This window comes from Acidocella sp. (assembly GCF_027352905.1).
In the GTDB taxonomy this organism is placed as follows: Bacteria; Pseudomonadota; Alphaproteobacteria; order Acetobacterales; family Acetobacteraceae; genus Acidocella.
Genome location: NZ_DAIEIF010000036.1, coordinates 1 through 24,608 on the forward strand (window position 1 = coordinate 1; position 24,608 = coordinate 24,608).

Consider the following 24,608-nt stretch of genomic DNA (forward strand, 5'->3'; position numbering starts at 1 on the left):
GCGCCGCCGCCGCCGCGCCGGGCGGGGTGCCGCCGCCCACCGCGATTTTGAAGCCCGCCTTGGCGAGCCAGCGCGCCTCCGCCTGCAAGCCGGTGACGATTCCGATATCGGCGCGATTCATGAAGGGTTCCGCAAGGGCTGGTTGGCTTGGTGAGCCCGGTGGGGGTCGAACCCACGACCAACCGATTAAAAGTCGGTTGCTCTACCACTGAGCTACAGGCTCGCACCAAGGCGCATGAGGGTGTTACCCTTCCGGCGCGGCTGCAAGAACCATTTTTTACCCCGCCAAGTCAAGCCATGGCGGCGGCGGCTGGAGCCTGGAGCGTAGAACGGTTACATCCGCGAAGAAAAAGGAGACTCAGCATGGAAACTTCCGCCTGGGCGAAAGCCGTGACCGTCATCCGCGTCACCAGCGGCAATTTTTTCGAGATGTTCGACTTCTTTCTGTTCGGTTTTTTCGCCACGCAGATCGCCCAGGCGTTTTTCCCCACTCATACGGGCAGCTCCGGCCTGATCTACACCTTTCTCACCTTCGGCGCGGGATTTTTGATGCGCCCGCTCGGCGGCATCATCCTGGGCGCCTATATAGACCGGCATGGCCGCCGCCAGGGGCTAATCCTCACGCTCGGGCTGATGGCGGTGGGCACGGCGCTGCTGGCCTTCACCCCGTCCTATGCGCGGATCGGCATGGCCGCGCAGCTGCTGGTGCTGGTGGGGCGGCTGATCCAGGGGTTTTCCGCGGGTGTGGAGCTGGGCGGGGTCTCCGTCTATCTCGCCGAGATCGCCCCGCCCGGCCGGCGCGGGTTTTACGCCAGCTGGCAATCCGGCTCCCAGCAAGTGGCAGTCGTTTTCAGCGGAATTCTCGGCTATCTCGTGCATGTGCTATTGCCGCCTGAGGCCGTCGCGGCCGGGGGGTGGCGCATACCTTTTTTTGTCGGCTGCCTGATCGTGCCGCTGCTCTATATTCTGCGCCGCTCTCTGGAGGAGACGGAGGCTTTCCGCGCCCAAAGCCATCACCCCGCCATTGGCGAGGTGTTTCGCACCATCGGCGCCCATATTGGCCTGGTTCTCGCCGGGATGCTGCTGGTCTCCATGACCACCGTCTCGTTCTATTTCATCACCGTCTACACGCCCACCTACGGCAAGGCGGTGCTGCATCTGCCGGAGGGCGCGGCGCTGCTCGTCACCTGCTGCGTGGGGCTTTCCAATTTCGTCTGGCTGCCCATCATGGGCGCTCTCTCAGACAAGACGGGCCGCAAAACGTTGCTGATGGCTTTTACCCTGCTGGCGCTGGTCACCGCTTATCCGGCCCTGGCCTGGCTCGTCAGCGCGCCCAGCTTCGGCCGCATGCTCATGGTCGAGCTTTGGCTGTCCTTCGTGTATGCGGGCTATAACGGCGCGATGGTCCCGGCCCTGGCCGAGATCATGCCGGCGCAGGTCCGCACCTCCGGGTTTTCATTGGCCTATAGCCTGGCCACGGCGCTGTTCGGCGGCTTCACGCCGCTGGCGGCGACGGCGCTGATCGGCGCGACGGGCAGCCGGGCCGCGCCCGCCATATGGCTGAGCGGCGCCGCGCTGTTCGGGCTGGGCGCCACGCTGTTTCTCTACCGCCGCGCCGCCGGGCGGCGGTAGAGGCGGACCGGCTCAGCCCGCCTTCAGGCTTTTCATGTCGATACAAAAACGGTATTTGACGTCGCTTTTGAGCATGCGTTCATAGGCCTCGTTGATTTTCTGGATCGGGATCATCTCGATATCGGCGGTGATGTTATGCTGGGCGCAGAAATCCAGCATCTCCTGCGTCTCGCGGATGCCGCCAATGATGGAGCCCGCGAAATTGCGGCGCTTGGCGATGAGCGGGAAGACGGCGATGGGCAGCGGCTGTTCCGGCGCGCCCACCTGGACCATGGTGGCGTCGCGCTTGAGCAGGTTGAAATAAGGCGCGAGGTCATGCGAGGCGGAAACCGTATCGATGATGAGGTCGAAGCTCTCTTTATGGGCGGACATTTGCGCCGCGTCCGAGGAGAGGATGACGAGCTGGGCGCCGAGCCGCTTCGCATCCGCCACCTTGCCGGGGGAGTGGGTGAAAAGCGCGGTTTCAGCGCCCATGGCGTGCGCCAGTTTGACGCCCATATGGCCCAGCCCGCCCAGCCCGATAATGCCGACTTTTTTGCCCGGCCCGGCCTGCCAGTGGCGCAGCGGCGAATAAAGCGTGATGCCGGCGCAAAGCAGCGGCGCGGCGGCGGCGGGGTTGAGATTGGCGGGCATCCTCAGGACGAAATTCTCATCCACTACGATACGGTCCGAATAGCCGCCTTTGCTCGGCTCGCCGAGAACCTTGTCGACACCGCCATAGGTCTGGCCCTCCATTCCTGAATCGCAATATTGCTCCAGCCCCTCGCGGCAGGAGGGGCAGGTGCGGCAGCTATCCACCATGCAGCCGACACCGACCAGATCCCCCACCTTATGCTTGGTGACGCCGGGGCCGGTGGTCTTCACGCGCCCGACGATCTCATGCCCCGGCACGGCAGGATATTGGGTAAAATGCCATTCATCGCGGACGAAATGCAGGTCTGAATGGCAGACGCCGCAATACATGATCTCGATCTCGACATCCTGCGGGCCGACATCGCGGCGGTTGAAGGTGAGAGGGGCGAGGGGGCTGGAGGGGCTGGTGGCGCCATATCCGGTACAGGTGAGCATATTGGTCTCCGATAATCTAAACCGCCAGTCATATTGGAGAGAGAAAAGGGGATTCAACCCGGCGGGCAATCCTCTGAGAGCGTCTCAGAGCTGAGAGACGCACCAAAAGAGCCTTCAGCGCCGCCTATGAGCAGCTTGCTTTGGTCATAGTATTTACGTAAGTTCAGCCTGCTGGTACACCAAAATACTAACCAAGCATATTAAATATTTGTATAAAGCAAAGAAAAGGGAACGAAATGGATCTGGATCTAAAAAATAAGTCCGTTCTTATTACAGGCGGGGGCTCAAACATTGGGAGGGCCATAGTCCTTGCCTTTGCAAGCGAGGGCGCAAACATCACCATCGGTGACATCGATACGAATCAAGCACAAAAAACGGCTGACCTGGCGCTTAAACTTGGAGCCGGATCGGCTATTGTGCAGCGTACGGATGTCACGCAATACGACCAGACCAAAGCGCTCGTTAAAACCGCGATTGAAAAACATGAGCGGCTGGATATCCTTGTCAATAATGTGGGCTGGGATCAGATGATGTTTTTTACCCAGACCGAGCCATCGTTTTGGCAGAAGGTGATTCAAATAAATTATTTGAGCGTATTGAATTGCACCCATGCCGCTCTTGAGTTCATGATTAAAAACAACAGTGGCGCCATCGTTTCGATTAGCTCCGACGCCAGCCGGCAAGGCGAGCCCCGCGAAGCGGTATATGGCGGTTGTAAGGCAGCCGTTAATAGCTTTACCAAAACGATCGCCAAGGAAAACGGCCGCTATGGGATCCGGTGTAATGTCGTATGTCCAGGAATTACGATTCCCACTTCCAATGAGGAAATCGGAAGCACGAGCCTTTGGGCCGATCCGGGAAGCATGTTCTCATCCGAGCAATTCGACAAGATTGCCAAGACTTTACCTCTGCGGAAGGTTGGGCGTGCGCAGGATATTGCAAATGCGGTAGTGTTTTTGGCATCGAATAAGGCCGCCGGTCATATAACAGGTCAAATTTTATCTGTATCCGGCGGTTATAGTATGATTGGATAATAGACCGAGTTCAGTTGGAGATAATATCTCTTTTTAATCTATCCCAGGGTGAGTCATCACGCACCAGGCGCAGTTCCTGCCCCTCCAAAATTCTGCCCGCCGTTCGCCGGGGGGGCATGGATCGTGGCCTGCTCAAACAAATGGGCGCCCTTGGCTTGATCGGCCCCGACCTGCCGGAGGAATATGGCGGGCTCGGCGAGAACGCGGTCACATCCAAACCGCGGGGGCGCGTCGGATGCCGCCAACCTCATATTGCGCGCGAAAAAATCAGGAAATGGCTGGAAGCTCAATGGCGAGAAAACCTTGATGAGCTTCTCCACCCAGGCGGATGCGGCGGTGGTCTTCGCCCGCACCGGCAGCCCCGGCGGCGGCTCGCGCGGGGTGAGCGCCTTTTTCGTGGAGCTCAACCAGAAGGGGATCACCGCACGCATTTCGACGATATCGGTACTCGGCGACGGCACCGCGCAAATCCAAAAACTGGTCATCGCCCGCGAGAAGGTCGGCCGCATTGCACTGCAATATGAAAAGCTGCCGGGCCGCCCGGTATGAGCGAGAATTCCAACACGTAACAAAAACATTCGCAGCAAAAATTTTTAAGCTGCGGCACAGAAATTTATTTGCAAGAAGTTTCCGGTGGTATTATGAAACAAACGGAAATTAATAACTTATAACAGGAGGGGTCCTTGAGCGATTTGAAGAAGCTTCGTCTGGCGGCTTTTGCAAGTGGAATTGCGGGCGTGTTTGCCAGCACAAACGCGCATGCTGGCGAATTATGGAATACTGAACTCCCGGGCTTTGAGGTGGGGCTTCCTGCCGGCTTATTGCCGCCACCCGGGGTGTATGGTCAGTTAGACAATTATTTCGCCCAATTCGTGGATTATACGGGAGAGGGAAAGAAAATTCAGGGTTCCTCCATCGATGCCCTGGCGGTTGCTCCGTCGGTTCTTTGGGTGCCGGGAATTACGGTGTTGGGCGCCACATACGGCATGGCCGTGGCTATGCCATTTGACTATACCAGTTATACTGCAACCCAAAGAGAGAACCCAGGGCCTGGAAATCTAGGGATTTTCAATACCCCCATCATACCGCTAATGTTGTCATGGTCATTGCCGCATCATTTATTTGTACGCGTCGCGACCACGTTTTTTTTGAATGACGGCACCAATACGCCAACGGATTTGGTGAATGGAACCATGAAAAATGGTGGTGCCCCAAGTGCCAACGGTTATTCAACCTTTATGCCTAGCTTGGGCCTGACATATCTCAATAACGGTTGGACCTTGAGTGTCGCGCTGCGATTCGGCCAACCGCTTGGGTCGACAACCGCTCATAATTATGAATATCGTACCGGCGGCAATTTTTTGATTGATTATACGGCGGAAAAGACGATTGGCGCGTGGACGCTTGGGATAGGCGTGTCTCAGATTGACCAGGTCGTTAAAGATACGATGAATGGTCATCCGGTGCCGGGTTCCATTTGCCGGTATGTCGGGTTCGGTCCGGTGGTGGGATATATGTTGCCGAGCGGCATACAGCTCACCGCGATTTGGAATCATGCCGAGTTTGTTACATCCCAGGTCGGCGGCGATACTTTCGACTTCCGGTTGCAAACGAAATTTTAATGGCGGAACGCCGTTATCCAACGGCTTTAAGCATTCCTCCGGAGGAGTCTTGCAAAACTGAAGGCGCGGTATGGATGGCGCTAAAGATAACTGGTTAACCCTAAAGATCCTTCGGAGGAATTATGCGTTTGGGTGGTGTTGAATTCGAAAAAAGAGGCCGGGTCGCTCTCATGACGCTGGACGAGCCGCACAAACTCAATGCGTTGTCTACCGGAATTCGCGACGGTATTCTGGATAGTCTTGCTAAAATCGAGGCTGACGACGAAATTCGTGTCGGGATTATTACGGGAAGCGGCGAAAAAACATTCTGTGCTGGTGCGGATCTCAGCAATTTGCCCGTCACACCTGCACAAGTGCGAAAATTTATTGGGGGCGTCCTTCCCTTTCTTGAGGCTCCGGAGCGGTGTTCCAAACCCTTGATTGCGGCCGTGAACGGTCTCGCATATGGGGGTGGTTTTGAACTTGCAATAGCGTGTGACTTTATCATTTCTTCGGATCGCGCCAAATTTGGGGTGCCGGAAATTCAACTTGGGCTTCTGCCCGGGTTCGCCGTTGTTCGGTTGCATGAAATCGTCGGTCGTCCAAAAGCAAAAGAGATGAGTATGCTTGGCGACCCGATCAGCGCCGAAGAAGCTCATCGCCTTGGGATTGCCTTGAAGGTGGTACCTCACGCGAATTTAATCGATGAGGCTATGCAATTCGCGGAAAAACTGGCTTCCAAGCCGCGCGTGGCGATCGATATGGCCAAATCGTTCTATAATCGCGGTCTTGGCGGAGACGAAATGCGATACGCTGTCGATGCTTTTCCCTTTTTATTCATGACTGACGACGTCAAAGAAGGCGTGGCGGCGTTCCGGGAAAAACGCAAACCAAAATTTGCTTGAAAACAAACGCGCCGCCGCTCTTTTATTCGTTTAGAACGGGATCATCGCTCTTTATGAGTTAATTTCATTGGCTACCCCAGGAAACCCTGTCATGGATATAACGGATATCGTGTTATGGCGGCATGAGATACCGGGGGCGGAGGAGTTTCGCCGCCGCGGCTGGTGGGAAGGCCGGCTGATCGTCGATTATGTGGATGATCACGCGCTTCGCACGCCGCATAAGGTGGCGCTGGTTGATTCGCGCGGCGCGCTTACCTATGGCGACATTCGCGCCCGCACCCGCAATCTCGCGGCGGCGTTGCTGGAGCTTGGGCTGCAGCCGGGCGATGTGGTGGCGGTTCAGGCGCCCAACTGGTCGGAGCTCGTGCTCGCCCATCTGGCTCTTGACCGCGTCGGCATGATTTTCGTGCCGTTGCATGACGGCTTCCGCGAGCATGAGATGCGCCATCTGCTCGCCTTGTCCAATGCCCGCGCCATCATCTACCCGCCGTCCTTCCGGGGCTTCGATCATCGCGCGCTCCTTGCCCATATCCAGCCCATCCTGCCGAAGCTGCGCCACCACATCGTCCTCCGGGCGGCGCCGGCGGAGGGCGAACATGGTTTTGACGCCTTGGCCGGCGATGGCGGCTGGGAGGCCCGGCGCGGCCCGGATTTCCTGGAGCGCCGCCGCCCCTCCTCCTCCAGCCCGCTGGAGGTCATGGTCTCCTCGGGCACGACGGCATTGCCCCGCTGCAGCCTGTTTTGCGATGACGCGATGCTGCATCTCATTCGCCACCAATATGGCCAGCAGAGCTGCCGCCTGACCGAGCATGACGTGGCGGTCTCAATCGCCCCCGCCGGAACCGGCGCCACCGGCTATATTTTTCCCATCGTCACGCCCCTGTTATTCGGCGCGAAAAGCGTGCTGCTGGAACGCTGGGACGGGAATGATCCCGGCCTCGCCCTCGACCTGATGGAAGAGCACGCCGCCACCTATGTGGTGCTGATCCCCACGCAGCTGGTCAAGCTGGTCGCCGCACAGCGGGAGCGGCCACGCCACATTCCCTCGTTGCGCTTTATTTCCAACGGCGGCGCGAAGCTCGCCGATTCGGTGGCGGAAGAGGCAGAGGAATTATTCCATTGCGTCGTGCAAACCATGTACGGGGCAACCGATGCGAGCGTTCCGGTTATGACATGTGTCGATGATCCCGCACAGAAACGGCGAACGGCTGGCAGAATTCTGGAGGGGCAGGAGCTGCGCCTGGTGCGTGATGACGGCACGGATGCCGGGGTGGGGGAGCCGGGCGAGGTGATTTGGCGCGGCGCCAATGTCGGCTTCGGCTATCTCAATGATCCTGAGGGCACCGCCACGGTGTGGGACGAGGAGGGTTGGTATCATAGCGGCGATATGGGCATGCTCGACGCGGAGGGGTACCTCACCATCGTCGGCCGCAAGAAGGATATGATCATTCGCGGCGGCCGCAATATCAATCCCGGCGCCATCGAGGAGGCGTTGCTGCGCCATCCGGCGGTGCTCGACGTGGCTGTCGTGCCGGTGCCGGACCCAACGCTGGGCGAGATTGTGGGGGCCGTCGTCGTGCCCGTTGCCGGAGCCAGGCCGACACTGGCGGAACTCAACCAGTTCCTACTGGATCAGGGCATGGCCGTCTGGTATCAGCCCGAGCGCCTGCTGCTGCTCGATGATCTGCCCCGCAACGCCGGCGCTAAAATCAATAAGCAAGAATTGATTCGCAATTTCACAAGTTTATAGGTTTTGAATAGTTAATTTGACAAATATCTGAGTGAAATCGTCTTAGAATGGGGCTGCCTATGGCAGGCTCATCCTCCTATTATATGATCGGCAGAATAGCCCTTCGTGGTCGCAAAAGGCTTTAAATGATGACGTCTCCGGAAAGTGGTTCATATGCATCGGGTCCTCTTTCCGGCTTGCGCGTGCTGGATTTGAGCTGGTTGCTGCCCGGCCCGCTCTGCACCGGAATTCTAGCGGATCTGGGGGCGGACGTCATCAAAATCGAGCGGCCCAGCGATGGCGACTACGCCCGGACGATGCTGCCGGGGCTCTTTCAGCTGGTCAATCGCGGCAAGCGCAGCGCGGTGGTGGATCTGCGCACGCCGCAAGGGCGCGAAACCGTGCTGAAGCTTGCGGAGCGCGCCGATGTTTTCGTTGAAGGCTTCCGGCCGGGCGTCATGGCGCGGCTGGGGGTAGGCTATGAGCATATCCGCGCGCGGCATCAGGGCATCGTCTATGTTTCGCTCTCCGGCTATGGGCAGACCGGCCCCGCCGCGAACGAGCCGGGGCACGACGTGAACTATTGCGGCCGCGCCGGATTGATGGCCATTCCGGTGAGCGTGACGCAGGCAGATGAGCCCTCCCGGATGCAGTTACCGGTGAGTGATATCGCCGGCGCCATGTACGCGGCGGTTTCTACCCTGGCGGCCTTGCGGGAGCGGGACCGTACCGGCGAAGGCCAATGGCTCGATGTCTCTCTCGCCGAGGCCGCGCTGGCATGGTCCGGCCTGCGCTGGGCGGACGCGCCGGCGGATGCCGCCGGCCAGTGGCGGCACGTGCGGCCCATGAATGATATTTTTACAGCCGCGGATGGCGTACGCTTAGCGGTGGCTTTGGTGGAAACCCATTTCTGGCACAAATTCATCAACGAGCTGCCTGCGCCTGAGCGTGAACATCTCCAGGCGGCGGGCGAGACTCCCCGCGCCTGCCATGCGGCTCTGCAGGCTATTTTCGCCGCCCGTCCCTCCGCGCAGTGGCTCGACTTCGCCAAGACCCACGACCTGCCGATCTCCCGTATCGCCGCCAGCCTGGAGGATATTGTTTCTGATCCGCATTTTTCTGCGCGGGGCGCCTGGCTTCCAGCCGAGAACGGCCAGCGCCCCATGCCAGCCTTCCCTGTGCGGGTCCGTGGGGCGCCCCGGCACGGCAAGGCGCCGGAATTTGGGGAGGCGACGGAGATGCTTGGGCAATTATGGGGGGTCTCGCTATGATGGCGGCGAGTTTACGTCTCCGGGCGGCGTCGTTGAGCCCCTCGACACAGACGCTGCGGCAGGATGTGCGGAGATTTCTGCTAACCGAGATGGAAACTGGCGGGTTCATTCCCATCGTTGATTGCTGGGTACGCGGCGGCAATCCCGAGTTTTCCCGAAAGCTTGGCGCGCGAGGCTGGCTGGGCATGGTTTGGCCCCAAGAATATGGCGGCAGAGACCGGCCTCAGGAAGAACGCTTTGTTGCCGCGCATTGGGTGGCCGAACGCCAGATCGGCCCCAGCCTGCTGCGATTCGGCACGCCGGAACAGCGCCAGCGTCATCTGCCCGCCATTGCCCGGGGAGAAAGCTATTTCGGTGCCTGCGCGAAACCATGACACTGAGCGAGATGGCGAAGGAAACATGACGGGTAATCAACTCCCCCCGCTGCCGCCCGGCGCGCTGGATGGCGTCCGGGTCGTGGACATGACCACGGTTCTGTTCGGGCCGTATTGTACGATGTGGCTGGGCGACATGGGCGCCGACGTCATCAAGGTGGAAGGTCTCGATGGCGACAGCACCCGCAACACCGGGCCTGCCCGGCATCCCGGCATGGCCGGCATCTTTCTTGGCATCAACCGGAACAAGCGCAGCATCGCCCTTGACGCGAAGACGCCGGAAGGCCGGTCCGTGCTGACCTCGTTGATCGCCTCGGCGGATGTTTTCGTCACCAATGTCCGTCCGAACGCGATACGCCGCCTGGGTCTCGACTATGAATCGGTTCGCGGCCGCAACTCCAGGCTCGTCTATGCCAAGGCCGTCGGCTATGGCCAGGACGGGCCCTACGCGGCCTATCCGGCTTTTGATGATACCATCCAGGCGATGAGCGGCGGCGCGTCGCTGCAGGCGGAATTCGCGGGCGTGCCGCAATACGTCGCCTCCGCGGTGGCCGACAAGACGAGCGGCGCGCTGCTGGCCCTTGCCGTTGTCGCCGCGCTGCGGCACGCGGAACGGACCGGGCAGGGGCAAGAGATCGAATTGCCGATGTTCGAGACGATGGTGTCATTCAACCTTGTCGAGCACCTTTACGGATGCACGTTCGCGCCGCCGCTCGGTGAGGCCCGCTATCCCAGGGTCGTCTCGCCGTTTCGGCGGCCCTACCGTACGCGTGATGGCTATATCGCCGTCATTCCCTATAATGATGGCCAATGGACGAGATTTTTTGAACTGATCGGGCGTCCGGGTTTGATGCAGGAACCGCGCTTCGCCTCGATGGCTGCGCGCACGCGCAACATTGACGCGCTTTATGAATTGCTGGCCAGCGAGGTCACCACCCGCACCTCGGCGGAATGGCTGGAGGCGCTGCGCCAGGCGGATATTCCCGCCGTGCCGGTCAAATCCATTTCTGAATTGGTCGAGGATGATCCCCACCTCCACCAGACCGGCTTTTTCCAGGAGGTGGAACACCCGAGCGAGGGACGCGTGGTGATGACGGCCGCTCCGGCGCGCATGCCCGCCTCGCCGCTCGGCCTGCGGCGGCACGCGCCCAGGCTGGGGGAGCATACGGTGGAAATTCTCCGCGAATTGGGGCATTCCCAGAACGAAATCGACCGCCTGCTGGCGAGCGGAGCCTTGAAAATCTCACGAGAGGCGGCTGGCGAATGATCGACTGGGATCTGACCGCGGAGCAGGTCTCGATTCAGGATATGGCCCGGGCATTCGCCCGCCAGGAGATCGCGCCTCTTTCCCGCGAGATCGATATAAATGACCTTGGGTTTCCAGAACCGCTGCTAGCCAAAATGCGCGAGGCTGGCTTCTTCGCCATGGGCATCAGCGCTGATACGCGGCTTTCCGGTACGCTCAGGAACGTGTGCAGTTCAGAAATGGTTGCGCGCGTGACGCGGACGGCCATGCTCCTGCATGGCGGCCTGGGCTATGCCCTGGAGACGGATGCGAACCGGTATTGGCGCGACGGCATGCTCATGTCGATCGGCGAGGGCACGAGCGACATTCAACGCGAAATTATCAGCAAGGCACTTCTCAATGCAAAGTGAATCCGGAAAAGAAGTCATTTACGAAACTGATAGAGGGGTGGCCACCGTCACCCTCAACGCGCCTGGGCGCCGCAACGCGCTGACACCCGCCATGGCCGAGGAAATGCTGCAGGCATTCGACGCCGCGGATGCGGACCCGTCCATCGGCGCGGTCATCATTCGTGGCGCGGGCGGCTCCTTTTGCGCCGGAGCCGAGCTGGGGTCCACGGAAAGAATGTTCGCTGATCCGCTGGAACCGGCGGTCTATGACGGCACCACCCGGGTTTATGAATCGTTCTGCCGCGCGGGGCGGTTGCGGGCGCCGGTCATCGCCGCCGTGCGCGGGGCGGCGGTAGGCGCGGGCATGAATCTGCTGCTGGCCGCCGATGTGAGAATCGTGGCGGATAATGCGCGCCTGCTCTCCGGCTTTTTTCGCCTCGGCACGCATCCGGGAGGCGGACATATGATGCTCATGGCGGAAACGGCGACGCTCGATGCGGTGTGCGCCATGGCCGTCTTTGGCGAGGAAATCGATGGTTTGCGCGCGCAACAACTTGGTTTGGCCTGGGCTTCGGTACCTGATGGCGAAGTCGAGGCCAAGGCGATGACGATGGCGCGCTATGCCGCCAAGGATCCTGAACTGGCGCGAACCGTCATCCATACGATGCGGATAACAGCGGGTGAGAAAGCGGCGAAATGGAACCTCGCCCTCCAGGCTGAGCGCGCGGCGCAAACCTGGGCCATGCGCCGGATCGGGCGCAAGCGCGAGCAGGCGGCCAAGCAGGGGTAAACCGGTGAGTGAACCGGCTTGTTAAGAAAGATAACCCAGGGTGAGGAATTCTTCACGTTGTGAAAGATCGCGCCGAAACCGCCAACCTTAGCCGCCCAGCCACTCCCGCAGCGCTTCATCGCCGCCTTGCCCCAGGGCGGGCGGGGCGGCGGGGGGTGCGGGCACGCTGCGCGAGAAGCGCGGCGCCGGGGCGGGCTGGGTCGCGCCCTCCACCTCGATGAATGTGTTGCGCGCCGCGTTATGCGGGTGGCGCGGCGCTTCCCTCATGGAGAGAACGGGGGCGACGCAGGCATCGGTCCCCGCGAACAGCTCGCACCATTCATCGCGCGGGCGGGTGCGGAACAAGGCGGTCAGCTTCGCTTCCAGGGCGGGCCAGGCGGCGGGGTTAAGGTGGTCGGGCCAGTCTGCCGGCTCCAGCCCCAGAGTTCTCGCGAAAACCTCGAAGAATTTGCGTTCCAGCGGCGCGACGGCGATATGGCGGCCATCCGCGCAGGCATAGGCGCGGTACACCGCCGCGCCGCCATCGAGCAGATTGGCCTCGCGCTCATCCTGCCACCGGTTTTCATTCATCATCGCATAGGCCATGCCCATCAGCGAGGCCGCGCCATCGGTGATCGCCGCGTCCACCACCTGCCCCCGGCCCGAGCGCTGGCGCTCGTATACGGCGGCGAGAATGCCGGTGATCAAATACAATGATCCGCCGCCCAGATCGCCCACCAGGTTGATCGGCGGGATGGGGGTGTCCGCGGTGCCGATGGCGTGGAGCGCGCCGGTCACCGCGATATAGCCCAGATCATGCCCCGCCGTGGCGGCGAGCGGCCCGCTCTGCCCCCAGCCGGTCATGCGCGCATAGACGAGGCCGGGGTTTTCCCGGTGCAGCGCCTCCGGCCCCAGCCCCAGCCGCTCCATCACGCCGGGGCGGAATCCCTCCACCAGCGCATCGGCCCGCGCCGCCAGCCGCCGGGTGGTGTTCAGATCCTCCGGCTTCTTGAGGTCGAGAACCAGGGAGCGCCGCCCGCGCCCGATGAAATCCCGCTTCAGCCCGAGCAGGCTCTCAGACCCGGCGCGGTCGATGCGCAGCACATCCGCGCCGAGATCGGCGAGGATCATGCAGGCGAAGGGCGCGGGGCCGATGCCTGCGAATTCCAGCACTTTCAATCCGGCGAGCGGTCCCATGATTGCGTCTCCCTCAGCTCATCAGTTCAACGGCCATGGCGGTGGCCTCGCCGCCGCCGATGCAAAGCGAGGCGACGCCGCGCTTGCGGCCGCGATCCGCCAGGGCGGCGAGCAGGGTGACGATGATCCGCGCCCCCGAGGCGCCGATGGGATGGCCAAGGGCGCAGGCGCCGCCATTCACGTTCACCTTTTCGTGCGGCAGGGCGAGGTCGCGCATCGCCGCCATCGCCACCACGGCGAAGGCCTCGTTGATCTCGAAGAGATCCACATCCTTCAGTGCCCAGCCGGTCTTTTCCATCAGCTTCTTGATGGAGCCGATCGGCGCGGTCGCGAATTGGTGGGGGGCCTGGGCGTGGGTGGCGTGGGCGACGATGCGGGCGAGGGGGGTGAGGCCGCGCCGCTCCGCCTCTGAGGCGCGCATCAGCACCAGGGCGGCGGCGCCATCGGAGATGGAGGAGGAGTTGGCGGCGGTCACCGTGCCCTCCGGGCGGAAGGCGGGTTTGAGCGTGGGGATTTTGTCGAGCCGCGCCTTGCCCGGCTGCTCGTCCACGCCCACCTCGCCCTTGGGCGTCTTCACCGGCGTGATCTCCTTGACGAAACGCCCGGTGGCGATCGCCTGCTGGGCGCGGGTGAGCGAGGCGATGGCGTATTCGTCCTGCTGCTGGCGGGTGAACTGGTAATCCTGTGCGCAATCCTCGGCGAAGCTGCCCATCAGCCGGCCCTTGTCATAGGCGTCCTCCAGCCCGTCGAGGAACATATGGTCCATCACCTTGCCATGGCCGAGGCGGTAGCCGCCGCGCGCCTTGTCGAGCAGATAGGGCGCGTTGGTCATGCTCTCCATGCCGCCCGCGACGACGATGCCGGCGCTGCCCGCGGCGATGAGATCATGCGCGAACATCGCCGCCTTCATGCCGGAGCCGCACATTTTATTAACGGTGGTGGCCCCGGCGGCGAGCGGCAGCCCCGCCTTCAGCCCCGCCTGCCGGGCCGGGGCCTGGCCCTGGCCCGCCGGCAGCACGCAGCCGAAGACGACCTCCTCCACCGCCTCTGCCGGCAAAGCGGCGCGTTCCAGCGCGGCCTTGATGGCGGCGGCGCCCAGCTCGGGGGCGGGCAGGGGGGAAAGCTCGCCCTGAAACCCGCCCATCGGCGTGCGGGCGGCGCTGGCGATCACCACGGGGTCGGCATTCATGGGCTCATCTCCTTGCGGTTCATTTGGGCGGCATGCGCAGCGCGCCATCCAGCCGGATGACCTCGCCGTTCAGCATGACATTCTCGATGATATGCGCGGCCAGCGCGGCGAACTCCTCCGGGCGGCCCCGGCGCGGCGGAAAGACCAGATTCGCCTCCAGCCGGTTCTGGGAGGCGGGCCGCAGCCCGGCGGCCATGGGGGTGGCGAACATGCCGGGCGCGATGGCGACGCAGCGTATGCCATGCCGCGCCAGCTCCCGCGCCACGGGCAGGGTCATGCCCGCCACCCCCGCCTTGGAGGCGGCATAGGCCACCTGGCCGATCTGCCCGTCGAAAGCCGCGATGGAGGCGGTGTTGATGATGACCCCGCGCTCGCCCTCCGGCCCCGGCTCCTGCCCGGCCATGGCCCCGGCGGCCAGGCGCAGCATGTTGAAGGTGCCGAGGAGATTGACGTTGATGACCTGGGCGAAGCTCTCCAGCCGGTGCGGCCCCTCCGGGCTCACGAGCTTCTCGCCGGGGCCAATCCCGGCGCAATTCACCAGCCCGTCCAGCCGGCCATGCAGGTCGAGCGCCTTGGCTATGGCGGCCTGGGCGTCCGCCCCGGAGCTCACATCCGCGCGCGCGAAGACCGCGCCCAGCTCCGCCGCCAGCGCCTCGCCCGCCGCGGCGTTGAGATCGGCCAGCACCATTTTTCCCCCGCGCCGCGCCAGCTCCCGCGCGGTGGCGGCCCCCAGGCCGGACGCGCCGCCCGTGACGAGAAAAACATGATCCTCGATCCGCATCCTGGGCCTCCGGCGTTTCCCGCTCCATTGCATACAGCACGAATCCGGGCTGGCAAGGGCGGCGGCGGGTTGGGATGGGGAGGGTTTGGTGGAGCTAAGCGGAATCGAACCGCTGACCTTCTGCATGCCATGCAGACGCTCTACCAACTGAGCTATAGCCCCTTGCCTTGGGTGCAGCGGCGTATAGACCGGTCCCCGGCACCGGATCAAGGGGCCGGGCGAGAGAATTTCAGCCCCGCCTCTCGCCTTCCCCCCGGCCCCAAAACCGGCTACCCCGCCACGATGGTCAAGGTCCGTTTCGCCCCCAGCCCCACCGGCTATTTGCATGTCGGCAACGCCCGCGCCGCCCTGGTGAATTTTCTTTTCGCCCGGCACGAGGGCGGCGTCTTTCTCCTGCGCCTCGACGATACCGATACCGAGCGCGGCCGCCCGGAATATGAGCAGGGCATCTATGAGGATTTGCGCTGGCTCGGCCTCGCCTGGGACGAGACCGCCCGCCAGTCAGACAGGCTGCTCCGCTACCAGCAGGTGGCGGAGCAGCTCAAGGCGTCCGGGCGGCTTTACCCCTGCTTCGAGAATGAGGAGGAGCTGGCCGCCAAGCGCGCCGCCCTCATCCGCCGCAAGCTTCCCCCGGTTTACGACCGCGCCGCCCTCAAGCTGACGCCGGAGCAGCGGGCGGCCGCCGAGGCCAACGGCAAGCGGCCTTACTGGCGCTTCAAACTTTCGGATGAGGCGGTCACCTGGCAGGATCTGGTGCTGGGGCCGCGCAGCATCCGCCTGCCCACCGTCTCGGACCCGGTGCTGATCCGCGCGGATGGCACGCCGCTCTACACCTTCACCTCGGTGGTGGACGACGCGGATATGGACATCACCCATATCATCCGGGGGGAGGACCACGTCTCCAACACCGCCGTGCAGATCGACCTGTTCCGGGCCGTCTCGCGCCGGCCCGTGCCCCGCTTCGCGCATCTGCCCCTCATCGCCGGCGGGGAGGGGGAGAAACTCTCCAAGCGCATCGGCTCCATCTCGCTGCGCTCCCTGCGCAAGGACGGCATCGAGCCGGCGGCCCTCGCCGCCTATCTCGCCCGGCTCGGCACCAGCAAGGACCCCGCCCCCCTGCCGATGGCCGATCTCATCGCGCAATTCTCCCTCGCCGATTTCTCGCGCTCCCCGCCGCGTTTCGACGCCGCCCAGCTTCTCGGCCTCAACCGCAAATTCCTTCATAACCTGCCCTACGAGGCGGTGAAGGACCGCCTGCCCGCGGCGGCGGGGCCGGAATTCTGGGAGGCGGTGCGCGGCAATCTCGACATGCTGGCCGAGGCGCGGCGCTGGTGGGAGGTGGCGCGAGGCGAGATCGCAACGCCCGCTTTGCCGGAGGAGGCGCTGCCCGTTCTCCGCGCCGCCCTGGCCACGCTGCCCGCCCGCTTCACCCCGGAAAGCTGGCAGGGCTGGGCCGCAGCCATCGCCGCCGCCACCGGGGCCAAGGGCCGGGCGCTCTACCAGCCGCTGCGCCTCGCCTTGACCGGGGAGGAGCATGGGCCGGAAATGGCGCGGCTGCTGGCGCTGATGGGTCCGGAGCGCGCCGCCCGGCGCCTTTCAGCCTGCGTTGCCGCCAGCGCCCGCCCCGGCTAAGAGAGTCCGCGAAGAGGAACAAGCCGCGTGGTGGATATTCTTGACGAAATCGCCGAGGACCTGCGCCAGGAACGGGCGCTGAGGCTCGTCCGGCGCTATGGCGGGCTGCTGGTCGCGGCCGCGATCCTCGTGCTCATCGGCGTCGGCGCGCAGCAATATTGGCAGGCCCGGCAGGCGCGGCTGGCCAACACGGCCGCCACCCAATATCTGGCCCTCACCCAGCAGGTGGACCAGCCGGAGGGCGGCGCGGCCCCGGCGCAAGCCGCCGAGACGGCTCAGGCGCTGCTGGAATTCGCCGCCCGCGCGCCTGGGGATTATCAGGCTCTCGCCCGGCTGCGCGCCGCCGCGCTCTATGCTGGAGCCAGGCAGCGGGACCAGGCCGAGCGGCTCTGGACGCAGATCGGCGCGGATGCCGCCACCCCCGCCCTGCTGCGCGACGCCGCCACCCTGCTCTGGGCCCAGCACGCGCTGGGCGAGGCCAAGGACGCGGATATTCTCGCCCGGCTGCAGCCGCTGGCCCAGGCGCGCAACCCCTATCACGGGCTGGCGCGGGAGATGCAGGCGCTGGTTTACCTGCACGAGGGCAACCAGCCGATGGCTAAATCCCTGTTCACCCAGCTTCAGAACGACCCCGCCACCCCGCAGGGCGCGCGCAACCGCGCCCAGGCCATGCTCGCCAAACTGAACGGATAAAGAGACAACCATATGACCCCGTTCCGCCCGCTTCGCCGCCGCGGCGCGCTCACCGGCCTGCTCGGCCTGCTCGCCTCCTGCAGCACCTCGATCAAAAAACCGCCCATCACCGGCACGCAAATCCCGGTGGTGCCCACCCCGTCGGGCATGGATGTCGCGGCCAACGCGCCGGCGGTGGCGCTGCCCGCCCCGGTGATGCTGCCGGCCTGGCCGCAGCCTTACGCCAACCCGGCGCATGCGCCTGGCAACGCCGCCGGACCGCTGGATTTCAAACCCCGCTGGCGGGTCGGCATCGGCAGTTCCGGCGGGGAGCGCCAGCCCCTGGCGGCCAGCCCGGTGCTGGCCGGCTCCAGCGTCTTCGCCATGGACGCCGACGCGCATATCCGCGCCTTCTCCTTGGCGGATGGCCATGCGCTCTGGCATGCCGACACCCGGCCCAAACACGCCACCAACATCAATATCGGCGGCGGCATCGCCTATGATGCGGGCAAGATCTACGCCAGCACCGGCTATGGCGAGGCGCTGGCGCTGGACGCGGAAACCGGCAAGATCCTCTGGCGGCAGCCTTTGGATTTCCCCGCCCGCGCCGCGCCGCTGGTGGCGGGGGGGCTGGTCGCCATCCTCACCCAGAACGATCTGCTGCTCACCTTCGACCAGGCTTCCGGCACGCCGGGCTGGCGCTTCTCGGGCGCCGTCGGCTCGCCGCCCATGACCGCCGCCAGCGTCACCGGCGCCCCCGCCTATGCCGATGGCCTCATCGTCGCCGGGTTCTCCACCGGCCTGCTGGCGGCGCTGGACGCGGTCTCCGGCATGGCGGCATGGGAGCAGAGCCTCGCCGCCGGGTTCGGCCAGGCCAGCTCGCTCGACATGTCGGACGTGGTGGCCGCCCCCGTCATCGCGGGCGGCGTGGTCTACGCCATCAATCTCGACGGCACCTTCATGGCGGTGGATCTGCATTCCGGCGCCCAGGTCTGGACCCACCGCGCCACCAGCCTGCAAACCCCCGCCGCCTCCGGCGGCTTTCTCTTTCTGCTCGATAACACCCAGATGCTCTACGCCCTGCACGCCGATGACGGGCTGGTGCGCTGGCGCACGCAATTGCCCCCCTTCAAGAACATGAAGAAGAAAGAGAAGCCCATTCTCTGGTCGGGGCCGACGCTGGTCAACGGCATGCTGGTCTGCGTCAGCGACCAGCGCGAGGCGGTTCTGGTGGACGCGGCAACGGGCAAGCCCGCCCGCCATGTCAAGCTGGACGCGCCCGCCACGCTTGCGCCCATCGCCGCGGGCGGCGCGCTGCTGCTACTCACGCGCGACGCGCGGCTGACGGCTTATGGCTGAGCCGCCGCGCATCGTCATCGCCGGCCGGCCCAATGTCGGCAAATCCACCTTGTTCAACCGCCTCGCGGGCGGGCGCCTCGCCCTGGTGGCGGACACGCCGGGCGTCACGCGCGACCGTAAGGAGGCCGCCGCCGAGATCGGCGGGCGCAAGGTGGTGGTGGTGGATACGGCCGGGCTGGAGGAGGCGGCGCCGGATACCCTGCCCGGGCGCATGCGCGCCTCGACCGCCATGGCGGTCGATCAGGCCGATCTCGTGCTTTTCGTCTTCGACGCCAAGGCCGGCCTGCTGCCGGAGGACCGGCACTTCGCCGCCTGGCTGCGCCGGCAGGACAGGCCGGTGCTGGTCGTCGCCAACAAGGCGGAGGGGCGGGGTGGCATGGCCAACGCCATGGAGGCCTATGAGCTGGGTCTCGGCGAGCCGGTGGCGGTCTCCGCCGAGCATAACGAGGGTGTGTACGACCTGATGAACGAGATCGCCGCGCGCCTGCCCGCGGCGGCGGAGAACGCGGCGGCGGAGGCGGAGCCGCCCTTGCATCTCGCCATCATCGGGCGGCCCAACGCGGGCAAATCCACCCTGCTCAATTACCTTCTCGGCGAGCCGCGCATGATCACCGGGCCGGAGCCCGGCCTCACCCGCGACGCGGTGGCGGTGGATTTCACCGGCCCGGATGGCAGGCCCTACCGGCTGGTGGACACGGCGGGGCTGCGCAAGCGTGCCCGGGTGGATGCGGGGCTGGAGAAAATGTCCACCTCCTCCGCCATCGAGGCGCTGAAGCGGGCGGAAATGGCCATCCTCGCCATAGACGCGGTGCAGGGGGTGCAGGAGCAGGATCTGCACATCGCCCGGCTGATCGAGCGGGAGGGCCGGGGCTGCGTTATCGCCCTCACCAAATGGGACGCGGTGGAAGACCGGGCCCAGGCCCGCAAGGCGGCGCAGGACCGGCTCTCCATCTCCCTCAGCCAGATGAAGGGCATCACCGTGGTGCCGCTCTCGGCGGAGACGGGGGAGGGGGTGAACAAGCTGTTTCCCGCCCTGCGCGCCACCTATGAGACCTGGAACAAGCGCATCCCCACCAGCCAGCTCAACCGCTGGTTCGAGGCGGCGCTGGAGCGCTTTCCGCCGCCGCTGGTGGATGGAAGGCGGCTGAAGCTGCGCTACATCACCCAGGTCAAGGCCCGCCCGCCCACCTTCGCGCTGTTCGGCACCCGGGCCGAGCAGGTGCCCGAGACCTATCAGCGCTATCTGGTCAATTCCCTGCGCGAGAGCTTTGCCCTGCCGGGCGTGCCGGTGCGGCTGCATCTGCGCGGCACCGAGAACCCTTACGACCGGGGCTGAGCCGCCCGGAACGGGGCGAGCCGCCGCACCCAGCGCCGCCCCGGCACCTCGACCAGGCGGTGCAGCAGCATTGCCGCGCCAAGAATCGACCCGGCGAGGCCGAGCGCGATCACCGTCTCCGCCAGCCAGCCCGGCATATGGCCCGGCAATACGCGCCGGCTCCACTGGAACAGCCCGATCCAGGGGTTATGGATCACGTAGATGGCGTAGGAGAGCACGCCCGCCTGAAATACCGGCCCCCAGGCGAGCAGCCGCCCCAGCCAACCCCGGTCGCAGGCCAGGGCGAGGATCAGCAAGGGAAATCCGGCATAAAGGGCGTAGTCGCTCCATTGCAGCAAAACCCCGGCCAGCAAATAGGCCGCCACCAGCCAGCCCCAGCCCGCCGCCGCCAGCCGCCGCGCCGGCCCCCAGCCGTAAAGCCGGTAGAGCGCGAGGCCGAGGATGAAGCCGCCCAGGCAGCGGAGCATGGGGCTCGGGGTGCGCCCGTCATAGGCGTCGAGCACGCCATTATGCCAGCCGCCATCATGCGCGGTCAGCCAGCCCACCAGCGCGATGAGCGCGGCCGCCATGGCGCAGGCCAGCCAGGCGTGCCAGGGGCGGCCATGCAGCGTGGCGAGGGCGAGCCAGGGAAAGAGGAAATACACCCCCCATTCGACGCTGACCGACCAGGTGGGGTTGGTGATGGCGGTGGCGATGCCCCAGCTTTGCACCATGGCGGCATTGGCGAGCAGGGAGAGGGCGGGGTGGGGCAGATCCACCGCGAACCAGCACCCCGGCACCTGCAAGCTGCCATAGGCGATGAGCGAATAGCCCACCCGCAGCGCCAGAAAGACGATGTAGAGCGGGTAGAGCCGGGCGAGACGGCGGAGCATGAAGGTGAGAAACGCCTCCCGCCGGAAGCCGTTCCTGAACATTCCGCCGTAATTCAGCGCCATCACGAAGCCGCTGAGCACGAAGAACACGTCCACGGAGAGATAGCTCCGCGCGATGATCTGCCGCAGCCCCCAGGGGAAATCGGCGGGGGGGTAGATGTGGTAGATGGCGACCAGCACCGCCGCCACGCCGCGCAGCCCGGTGAGGGCGTCGATCTCCTCCTTGGCCGGGGCGATACCCTCGCGGCGCGCGCCGGAGAGGGGCGGGGGGCTGGGGGCGTCGCGGCGGATCTGGTTCATGGCGAGGCTGTGGGGCCGCATCATGGCGATTTTTGGTCGCACCGGCGCCCGCTAATCCCGCGCCAGCCGGGCGAGGCGCACCGCCGTATGGCCATAACCCACCTTCAGGCTGGGCATGATCATGATGAGATCATCCTCCGGCGTGCGGATCTCCTCATCCCCGTCATGGGCGATCAGCGTGCCCGCCCGGGGGATGATCTCGCCGCCACGAAATGCGCGGGTGAAGACGAAGCGGTTGGTGCGGGCGGTGACCAGCCGCACCACCTCCGCGAAACGCGGGGGCGCGGGCGGCGGCGGCGCCTCGGCCATTCCGGCATGGCGCAGCAGGGCGCGCAACGTGGCGCGGCTCTGCGCCACCGCCTCCGGCCGCCAATGCGGCCCCGCCTCCACCAGCAGGCAGGCCGCCCCTTGCGGCGCGGTCTCGGTGAAGCGGCCATAATCGATCAGCCTCTTTCCCCCCGCATGGCCGGAATCGGCCACCAGCAGCCCCGGCGTCGCCACCTCCCGCCCCAGGGCGCGCCCGCGCGGCCCCGCCCCGCAGAGCAGCAGCGGCTCGGAGGGCCAGAGCATGGTGTGCATGTCGAGCAGCATGTCGGCGGCATCGATGATTGGCTTGATCTCGCGCGCCCGCTCGAGCTCCACCGAGCGGCGCATGCCAAAGAGGGTAAAATCGTCCCAGACCCGGTTCATATCCTCCTCGACGAAGCGCGAGGCGAGGGGGCAGGCCGGATCGAACAGCGCGAAGGCGGCGAGATTGGCGAAGCCGAGCGTCAGCCGCCCCCGCGCCGGCCTGAAGCCCTGCTCCAGCAGCTCCGCCAGCACGATGGCGGGGGCGATCTCATTGCCATGGATGAGCGAGACCGCCACCACATGCGGGCCGGCCCGGCCCGAATCGAGGGTGGTGAAGCCCGGCACGCCGGTATTGCCCGCGAGATAGGGCGAAAGATCGGGCGGGCGGATCGCCACCTCGAACACCGGTAAATCCGGCGGCGGCGGCGATGGCTCGGCACGGGTCGGGCCAAGGGTCATGCCGCCACTCTAACCGAGACGCCAGCCCGCGCAATCAAGCCGGGTTGACGCCGCCCGCCGCCCGCCGCAAAGCCGCCTCCATGGTGGAGGCGCGCATCATCTGCACGGATATCGCCGGGCTCAGGGCCCAGGCGCTGGGGCTGGCGGAGGCCGCCGGATTCGCGCCGGATCTGCGCCCGTTGCGCCTGCGCCCGGGCTGGGGGCGCGTTCCCGCCAGCCTCTGGCCCCACCCGCGCTGGGCGGTGGAGCGGGAGGTGCTCGCGACGCCGCTGCCGCCGGTGGTCATCGGCACGGGCGGGGCGGGGGCGCGGGTGGCGGCGGCGCTGCGGCGGCCAGGGGTGCGCGCGGTGGCGATCCAGCATCCGCGCATGAACCCCGCCCGGTTCGACGCGATTCTCGCCGCCCGGCATGACGGTCTCACCGGGGCGAACGTCATCGTCACCCGCACCGCCCTCCACCGCGCCACCCCGGCCCGGCTGGCGGCGGAGGGGGCGCTGTGGGCCCCGCGCTTCGCCCATTTGCCGCGCCCGCTGGCGGCGGTGCTGCTCGGCGGCTCCAATGGCCGCTACCATTTCGGCCCGGCGGAGGCCGGGATCCTGGCCCGCCAGCTCGCGGCGCTGATGCGCGAGGGGGCGGGGCTGATTCTCACCCCCTCGCGGCGCACCGCGCCGGAGGCCATGGCGGCGCTGCGCGCGGCGCTCGTGCCGCTCGGCGCCTGGATCTGGGATTTCACCGGGGAGAATCCCTATTTCGGCATGCTCGCCTGCGCCGACGCCATCATCGTCACCGCCGATTCGGTCTCCATGGTCTCGGAGGCGGTGGCCACCAGCGCGCCCGTGCTGCTCGCCCGGTTGCCGGGCCGCTCGGCGCGCATCGGCGCCTTCTTGGCCGGGCTGGCGGCGGAGGGGCGGGTGCGCGATTTTGCCGGGCGGCTGGAATTATGGAATACCGCGCCGCTGGACGACACGGAATGGGCGGGGCGGGAGCTTCGCCGCCGCCTGGGATTATAGGGGTTTCATGCTGGAGATCGAGACGTTCGACAATGCCCGGGGGGGCAATGTCGTCTATAAGGCGCTCGCCCACCCGCTGGCGGCGCGCGCCCTGGCGGAGCTGGCGGCGCGGGCCGGAACGGTGGCGCTGGTGGACCAGGAGGGCATCGCGGCGGCGCTGCTCGCCCTGTGCCCGCAGCTGCGAGTGGCCGGTCTCTACGTGCAGAACAGCCTGGAGGTCGGCCAGCGCCGCGCCGGGCATGTGGCGCTGCCACTCACGGAATTGCCGGAGGCCAAGGCGCGCACCGTGCTGCTCGCCGCCTTCGATGCCGGGCGGCTGGCGGCACATCTGCGCGCCTTGCTGCCGCCGGGGGCCAGCCTGCTCACGCTGGACGAGGCCAGGCTGCCCGCCCCCTGGCTCACCGTGCCGGGCCGCTATCTCGACGCCCGCAACTTCGCCACCAATTTCGTGTTCTTCCGGGACAATGATCATTTCGCCACCCGTCTGACCACCGCCAATTACTGGGCCGGGTACGGCGCCGGGGCGGTGCGCTTCCGCCACATCCTCTTCGGCCAGGCGGGAGAGACCCTGGCCGAGTGGGAGTCGCCCGCCCCCGCCGGGCCGGGCGGCTATGTGCTGGACAGCCGCGCCATCCGCGCCCGTTTCGGCCTTCCCCCCTTCATTGGCCAGCTCTTCCTCCACGCCATCGGCGTCGCCGGGCATGACGTGGTGAAATACGCGCTCGACACCTACGCCACGGATAACGGCGCCTCGCTCTCCTGCACGCATGACGCCAATGCCTGGCCCTCCGCGCGCTTTGCCGGGCTGCCTGCCCCGCGCGAGGATGAGCGGGTGATTTTGTGGGTGCAGAACAGCCATGGCGTCCCCATCCCCGCCGGAGCCCTGGCGCTGGACCGCATGGGGGCGGACGAACCTGTGGCGCTGGAGGAGGAGATCCCCCCCTTCGCCACCCGCGCGCTGGACGTGGCGGAACTATTCCCGGCCCTGCGCTGGCCCGCCCAGCTTGAGGTGCGCGCCGGCATGCATGTGGTCCGCCCGCGCTATGAGGTGGTGCGGGATGGGCGCACGCGCATCGCGCATGTGAATGTGGAGCGCGCCGACCTGCGGCCAGACTCCGGCATCTGGAGTATGCATCCCGCCATGGGGCGCGGCTATCTGTTGCCGTTTCCCGTGCTGCCGCGGGGGCGTTTCAAAACCATCGCGCTGCCGACG

Annotated in this window: 22 protein-coding genes, 2 tRNA genes and 2 pseudogenes; 18 read left to right on the forward strand and 8 right to left on the reverse strand. The window is 65.5% G+C overall.

What is annotated here, in order from left to right; all coding sequences use genetic code 11:
• Positions 1-148 precede the first annotated feature (148 nt).
• A tRNA-Lys gene (locus M7H45_RS06385) sits at positions 149-223 on the reverse strand.
• 140 nt (positions 224-363) lie between these two features.
• Between M7H45_RS06385 and M7H45_RS06390 the strand changes: the two genes are divergently transcribed.
• The gene (locus M7H45_RS06390; protein ID WP_298215416.1) at positions 364-1,632 is read left to right on the forward strand and encodes an MFS transporter; all 1,269 of its coding nucleotides are present in this window, start codon (positions 364-366) and stop codon (positions 1,630-1,632) included.
• A gap of 12 nt (positions 1,633-1,644) precedes the next feature.
• Here M7H45_RS06390 and M7H45_RS06395 read toward each other — a convergent pair whose 3' ends face one another.
• On the reverse strand, positions 1,645-2,700 hold the full coding sequence (locus tag M7H45_RS06395) for an NAD(P)-dependent alcohol dehydrogenase (RefSeq protein ID WP_298215417.1): 1,056 nt from the start codon (positions 2,698-2,700) through the stop codon (positions 1,645-1,647).
• 236 nt (positions 2,701-2,936) lie between these two features.
• Here M7H45_RS06395 and M7H45_RS06400 point away from each other — a divergent pair, with 236 nt between their 5' ends.
• The 11 genes and pseudogenes from M7H45_RS06400 (at position 2,937) to M7H45_RS06445 (ending at position 12,039) form a co-directional block, all read left to right on the forward strand.
• Positions 2,937-3,734, forward strand: a complete 798-nt coding sequence (locus M7H45_RS06400) for an SDR family NAD(P)-dependent oxidoreductase (protein ID WP_298215418.1) — start codon at positions 2,937-2,939, stop codon at positions 3,732-3,734.
• Positions 3,735-3,850: 116 nt separating this feature from the next.
• Positions 3,851-3,934, forward strand: a pseudogene (locus M7H45_RS11335) (acyl-CoA dehydrogenase family protein); the annotation flags it as partial.
• Entirely contained in the window at positions 3,918-4,283 is a 366-nt protein-coding gene (locus tag M7H45_RS06405) for an acyl-CoA dehydrogenase family protein (RefSeq protein ID WP_298215419.1), read from the forward strand. The pseudogene M7H45_RS11335 and the gene M7H45_RS06405, both read left to right, overlap by 17 nt.
• Before the next feature lie 134 nt (positions 4,284-4,417).
• Positions 4,418-5,356: a transporter gene (locus M7H45_RS06410; RefSeq protein ID WP_298215420.1), complete on the forward strand. Its 939-nt coding sequence runs from the start codon at positions 4,418-4,420 to the stop codon at positions 5,354-5,356.
• A 122-nt stretch (positions 5,357-5,478) separates the two neighbouring features.
• On the forward strand, positions 5,479-6,240 hold the full coding sequence (locus tag M7H45_RS06415; protein ID WP_298215421.1) for an enoyl-CoA hydratase/isomerase family protein: 762 nt from the start codon (positions 5,479-5,481) through the stop codon (positions 6,238-6,240).
• 91 nt (positions 6,241-6,331) lie between these two features.
• Positions 6,332-7,990: an AMP-binding protein gene (locus M7H45_RS06420; RefSeq protein ID WP_298215422.1), complete on the forward strand. Its 1,659-nt coding sequence runs from the start codon at positions 6,332-6,334 to the stop codon at positions 7,988-7,990.
• Between the two features lie 128 nt (positions 7,991-8,118).
• The gene (locus M7H45_RS06425) at positions 8,119-9,240 is read left to right on the forward strand and encodes a CaiB/BaiF CoA-transferase family protein (protein WP_298215423.1); all 1,122 of its coding nucleotides are present in this window, start codon (positions 8,119-8,121) and stop codon (positions 9,238-9,240) included.
• Positions 9,237-9,614, forward strand: coding sequence for an acyl-CoA dehydrogenase family protein (locus M7H45_RS06430; RefSeq protein WP_298215424.1), 378 nt, complete (start codon positions 9,237-9,239; stop codon positions 9,612-9,614). Before M7H45_RS06425 ends, M7H45_RS06430 begins: the two co-directional genes overlap by 4 nt.
• Before the next feature lie 25 nt (positions 9,615-9,639).
• A complete protein-coding gene (locus tag M7H45_RS06435) occupies positions 9,640-10,881 on the forward strand; it encodes a CaiB/BaiF CoA-transferase family protein (RefSeq protein ID WP_298215425.1) in 1,242 nt (413 codons plus the stop codon).
• A complete protein-coding gene (locus M7H45_RS06440) occupies positions 10,878-11,270 on the forward strand; it encodes an acyl-CoA dehydrogenase family protein (protein WP_298215426.1) in 393 nt (130 codons plus the stop codon). The genes M7H45_RS06435 and M7H45_RS06440 overlap by 4 nt, the downstream gene beginning before the upstream one ends.
• Positions 11,260-12,039, forward strand: a complete 780-nt coding sequence (locus M7H45_RS06445) for an enoyl-CoA hydratase-related protein (RefSeq protein WP_298215427.1) — start codon at positions 11,260-11,262, stop codon at positions 12,037-12,039. Before M7H45_RS06440 ends, M7H45_RS06445 begins: the two co-directional genes overlap by 11 nt.
• A gap of 87 nt (positions 12,040-12,126) precedes the next feature.
• Here M7H45_RS06445 and M7H45_RS06450 read toward each other — a convergent pair whose 3' ends face one another.
• The 4 genes from M7H45_RS06450 to M7H45_RS06465 form a co-directional block, all read right to left on the reverse strand.
• Complete coding sequence (locus M7H45_RS06450) at positions 12,127-13,215, reverse strand: CaiB/BaiF CoA-transferase family protein (RefSeq protein WP_298215428.1); 1,089 nt, start codon at positions 13,213-13,215, stop codon at positions 12,127-12,129.
• A gap of 13 nt (positions 13,216-13,228) precedes the next feature.
• Positions 13,229-14,404: an acetyl-CoA C-acyltransferase gene (locus M7H45_RS06455; RefSeq protein WP_298215429.1), complete on the reverse strand. Its 1,176-nt coding sequence runs from the start codon at positions 14,402-14,404 to the stop codon at positions 13,229-13,231.
• Positions 14,405-14,423: 19 nt separating this feature from the next.
• Positions 14,424-15,185, reverse strand: a complete 762-nt coding sequence (locus tag M7H45_RS06460) for an SDR family NAD(P)-dependent oxidoreductase (protein WP_298215430.1) — start codon at positions 15,183-15,185, stop codon at positions 14,424-14,426.
• Between the two features lie 86 nt (positions 15,186-15,271).
• Positions 15,272-15,347 (reverse strand) — tRNA-Ala (locus M7H45_RS06465).
• Between the two features lie 120 nt (positions 15,348-15,467).
• Between M7H45_RS06465 and gltX the strand changes: the two genes are divergently transcribed.
• The 4 genes from gltX to der are packed head-to-tail and all read left to right on the forward strand — an operon-like array spanning position 15,468 to position 20,184.
• Entirely contained in the window at positions 15,468-16,817 is a 1,350-nt protein-coding gene (gene gltX / locus M7H45_RS06470) for a glutamate--tRNA ligase (RefSeq protein WP_298215431.1), read from the forward strand.
• Between the two features lie 27 nt (positions 16,818-16,844).
• Positions 16,845-17,510, forward strand: a complete 666-nt coding sequence (locus tag M7H45_RS06475; RefSeq protein ID WP_298215432.1) for a tetratricopeptide repeat protein — start codon at positions 16,845-16,847, stop codon at positions 17,508-17,510.
• Positions 17,511-17,522: 12 nt separating this feature from the next.
• Complete coding sequence (locus tag M7H45_RS06480; protein WP_298215433.1) at positions 17,523-18,848, forward strand: PQQ-binding-like beta-propeller repeat protein; 1,326 nt, start codon at positions 17,523-17,525, stop codon at positions 18,846-18,848.
• The gene (gene der / locus M7H45_RS06485) at positions 18,841-20,184 is read left to right on the forward strand and encodes a ribosome biogenesis GTPase Der (protein WP_298215434.1); all 1,344 of its coding nucleotides are present in this window, start codon (positions 18,841-18,843) and stop codon (positions 20,182-20,184) included. Before M7H45_RS06480 ends, der begins: the two co-directional genes overlap by 8 nt.
• On the opposite strand, the gene M7H45_RS06490 is transcribed toward der, so the two are convergent.
• Positions 20,169-21,380, reverse strand: coding sequence for an acyltransferase (locus M7H45_RS06490; RefSeq protein ID WP_298215435.1), 1,212 nt, complete (start codon positions 21,378-21,380; stop codon positions 20,169-20,171). The two genes, der and M7H45_RS06490, sit on opposite strands and share 16 nt — an antisense overlap.
• A gap of 27 nt (positions 21,381-21,407) precedes the next feature.
• Positions 21,408-22,385, reverse strand: coding sequence for a succinylglutamate desuccinylase/aspartoacylase family protein (locus M7H45_RS06495; RefSeq protein ID WP_298215436.1), 978 nt, complete (start codon positions 22,383-22,385; stop codon positions 21,408-21,410).
• Between the two features lie 44 nt (positions 22,386-22,429).
• On the opposite strand from M7H45_RS06495, the gene M7H45_RS06500 reads away from it, so the two are divergent.
• The gene (locus M7H45_RS06500) at positions 22,430-23,395 is read left to right on the forward strand and encodes a mitochondrial fission ELM1 family protein (protein WP_366145519.1); all 966 of its coding nucleotides are present in this window, start codon (positions 22,430-22,432) and stop codon (positions 23,393-23,395) included.
• A 7-nt stretch (positions 23,396-23,402) separates the two neighbouring features.
• Positions 23,403-24,608: pseudogene (locus tag M7H45_RS06505) on the forward strand (hypothetical protein); the annotation flags it as partial.

What these genes read in the sequence shown, in the direction of transcription:
- gltX (WP_298215431.1), top strand. Translation starts at nt 15,468, where the DNA reads ATGGTCAAGGTCCGTTTCGCCCCCAGCCCCACCGGCTATTTGCATGTC.
- M7H45_RS06395 (WP_298215417.1), bottom strand. Translation starts at nt 2,700, where the DNA reads ATGCTCACCTGTACCGGATATGGCGCCACCAGCCCCTCCAGCCCCCTC.
- M7H45_RS06460 (WP_298215430.1), bottom strand. Translation starts at nt 15,185, where the DNA reads ATGCGGATCGAGGATCATGTTTTTCTCGTCACGGGCGGCGCGTCCGGC.
- der (WP_298215434.1), top strand. Translation starts at nt 18,841, where the DNA reads ATGGCTGAGCCGCCGCGCATCGTCATCGCCGGCCGGCCCAATGTCGGC.
- M7H45_RS06390 (WP_298215416.1), top strand. Translation starts at nt 364, where the DNA reads ATGGAAACTTCCGCCTGGGCGAAAGCCGTGACCGTCATCCGCGTCACC.
- M7H45_RS06420 (WP_298215422.1), top strand. Translation starts at nt 6,332, where the DNA reads ATGGATATAACGGATATCGTGTTATGGCGGCATGAGATACCGGGGGCG.
- M7H45_RS06405 (WP_298215419.1), top strand. Translation starts at nt 3,918, where the DNA reads ATGGCGGGCTCGGCGAGAACGCGGTCACATCCAAACCGCGGGGGCGCG.
- M7H45_RS06455 (WP_298215429.1), bottom strand. Translation starts at nt 14,404, where the DNA reads ATGAATGCCGACCCCGTGGTGATCGCCAGCGCCGCCCGCACGCCGATG.
- M7H45_RS06415 (WP_298215421.1), top strand. Translation starts at nt 5,479, where the DNA reads ATGCGTTTGGGTGGTGTTGAATTCGAAAAAAGAGGCCGGGTCGCTCTC.
- M7H45_RS06400 (WP_298215418.1), top strand. Translation starts at nt 2,937, where the DNA reads ATGGATCTGGATCTAAAAAATAAGTCCGTTCTTATTACAGGCGGGGGC.
- M7H45_RS06435 (WP_298215425.1), top strand. Translation starts at nt 9,640, where the DNA reads ATGACGGGTAATCAACTCCCCCCGCTGCCGCCCGGCGCGCTGGATGGC.
- M7H45_RS06450 (WP_298215428.1), bottom strand. Translation starts at nt 13,215, where the DNA reads ATGGGACCGCTCGCCGGATTGAAAGTGCTGGAATTCGCAGGCATCGGC.
- M7H45_RS06490 (WP_298215435.1), bottom strand. Translation starts at nt 21,380, where the DNA reads ATGATGCGGCCCCACAGCCTCGCCATGAACCAGATCCGCCGCGACGCC.
- M7H45_RS06480 (WP_298215433.1), top strand. Translation starts at nt 17,523, where the DNA reads ATGACCCCGTTCCGCCCGCTTCGCCGCCGCGGCGCGCTCACCGGCCTG.
- M7H45_RS06425 (WP_298215423.1), top strand. Translation starts at nt 8,119, where the DNA reads ATGACGTCTCCGGAAAGTGGTTCATATGCATCGGGTCCTCTTTCCGGC.
- M7H45_RS06440 (WP_298215426.1), top strand. Translation starts at nt 10,878, where the DNA reads ATGATCGACTGGGATCTGACCGCGGAGCAGGTCTCGATTCAGGATATG.
- M7H45_RS06445 (WP_298215427.1), top strand. Translation starts at nt 11,260, where the DNA reads ATGCAAAGTGAATCCGGAAAAGAAGTCATTTACGAAACTGATAGAGGG.
- M7H45_RS06495 (WP_298215436.1), bottom strand. Translation starts at nt 22,385, where the DNA reads ATGACCCTTGGCCCGACCCGTGCCGAGCCATCGCCGCCGCCGCCGGAT.
- M7H45_RS06430 (WP_298215424.1), top strand. Translation starts at nt 9,237, where the DNA reads ATGATGGCGGCGAGTTTACGTCTCCGGGCGGCGTCGTTGAGCCCCTCG.